Raw genomic sequence first — 1,879 nt, 5'->3', positions numbered from 1 at the left:
CAACTATTACCTCAAACACCAGTAAATCCGGCGAATTCACCCAACCTAGTGCAACCCACAGTAAATCCGGCGAATTCACCCAACCTAGTGCAACCCACAGTAAATCCAGCGAATTCACCCAACCTAGTGCAACCCACAGTAAATCCAGCGAATTCACCCAACCTAGTGCAACCCACAGTAACTCAAACTCCCATAAATGAAAATATTCCTCCATCTAACAATCAAGTATTAAATCCTGTTACTACTCAAATTATCGAGTCAGTGCAAAGTAATAGCACCATCACAACCACCAATAATCCTAATCTCCCAAACCAAAAGAACGATGGGCAAGAAGTCAACATTAATACAGATACCACTACCGCTTTACAAAACATCAATATTGTTAATAGTATACCCCTAACTGTAGCTGCAAATTCCCAAACATTGACAACCATAGAACAAACTCGCAACAATGAATTTGCAGACTACTTTGAGAAAGACCTATCAAATCAAATTACATCCACAAAAAATATTCGGGAAGTGCTAATTGATATTGCCCGTCAAACAGGTAATAACTCAGCCATTATCTATGTCACCGTTTACCCAGACGAAGTACAACTGGTATTATATACACCAGGTAGCGACCCTATACTCAAAACCATTCCCGAAGTTAACCGCAAAGAACTAATGAAAGCTGTGTTAAGATTACGCGCACAAATTACAAATCCCGCCCGTCGTTATACGAATAGCTATCTGCCACCAGCCAAAAAATTATATAATTGGCTCATCGCACCCATAGCAGCAGAACTAGAAGCAGCCAATATCAATACTCTACTCTTCAGCATGGATGAAGGTTTACGTACTTTACCTATAGCAGCATTACACGATGGGGAACAATTTCTGATAGAAAAATACAGCCTCAGTTTAATTCCCAGTGTCAGCTTAATGGATACCAACTACCGACCACTTCAAGAAACTCAGGTGTTAGCAATGGGAGCGAGTGAATTCATTGAGCAAAGTACATTACCAGCAGTACCCACAGAGTTAGAAACTATTTCTCAAAGGTTATGGCAAGGCAGCAAATTCATCAATGAAGAGTTTACCCGCAATAACCTGTTAGCTCAAAGAGAAAATTATCCCTATCCCATCATTCACCTAGCCACTCATGCAGAATTCAAACCAGGAAAAGCCAACAACTCCTACATTCAGCTCTGGGGAACAGAGCAACTAAAGTTAGACCAGATTAGAGAGTTAGAGTGGAATGAACCCCCAGTAGAATTGTTAGTATTATCTGCTTGTCGCACTGCTGTGGGAGACAAAAATGCCGAATTAGGATTTGCGGGATTAGCAGTAGCAGCAGGAGTCAAATCAGCTTTAGCTAGTATTTGGTATGTGAGTGATGAAGGAACATTAGGGTTAATGACAGAATTTTATGTTCATTTGAATAATGCCAAGATTAAAGCAGAAGCACTAAGACAAGCACAGTTAGCAATGTTGCGAGGGGAAGTGGTTATTGCAGAAGGTGAGTTAAGGGGAATAGATATTCGTGGAGCAGTGGTGTTACCGCCAGCGTTAGGGAAGTTTGAAAATCAAAATTTATCTCATCCTTATTATTGGTCAGGGTTTATGATGATTGGTAGTCCTTGGTAAGAGAAGGGAATACGAGAGTAGGGGAGTAGGGGAGTGGGGAATACCCTTGCTCTTTATTTACAATTAATTAATTATCATATAGAATCAGGCTGAAAACTTGTCATTGCGACGATGGGAAGCAATAATCCTTAATTATTGGAGTTAATAAGTATCGATTAATATTAACTCTTGAAATTGGGATGATATTTTTTCTACCCAGTTACAATAGATTGATTTTACTCAATAACTTTAACTAGATCTCCATCTTTGA

1 protein-coding gene is annotated in these 1,879 nt (G+C 39.6%); it reads left to right on the top strand.

The window, feature by feature from the left end; translation table 11 throughout:
• The coding region (locus tag F6K22_RS39855) for a CHAT domain-containing protein (RefSeq protein WP_293110592.1) at nt 1-1,629 on the top strand (1,629 nt) is incomplete at its 5' end.
• Nucleotides 1,630-1,879: the final 250 nt, after the last annotated feature.

It is taken from the genome of Okeania sp. SIO2F4 (genome assembly GCF_010672385.1).
Classification (GTDB): domain Bacteria; phylum Cyanobacteriota; class Cyanobacteriia; order Cyanobacteriales; family Microcoleaceae; genus Trichodesmium.
Note: the sequence above shows the minus strand (reverse complement) of the source record. Positions and strands in the feature narration are given on the sequence as shown.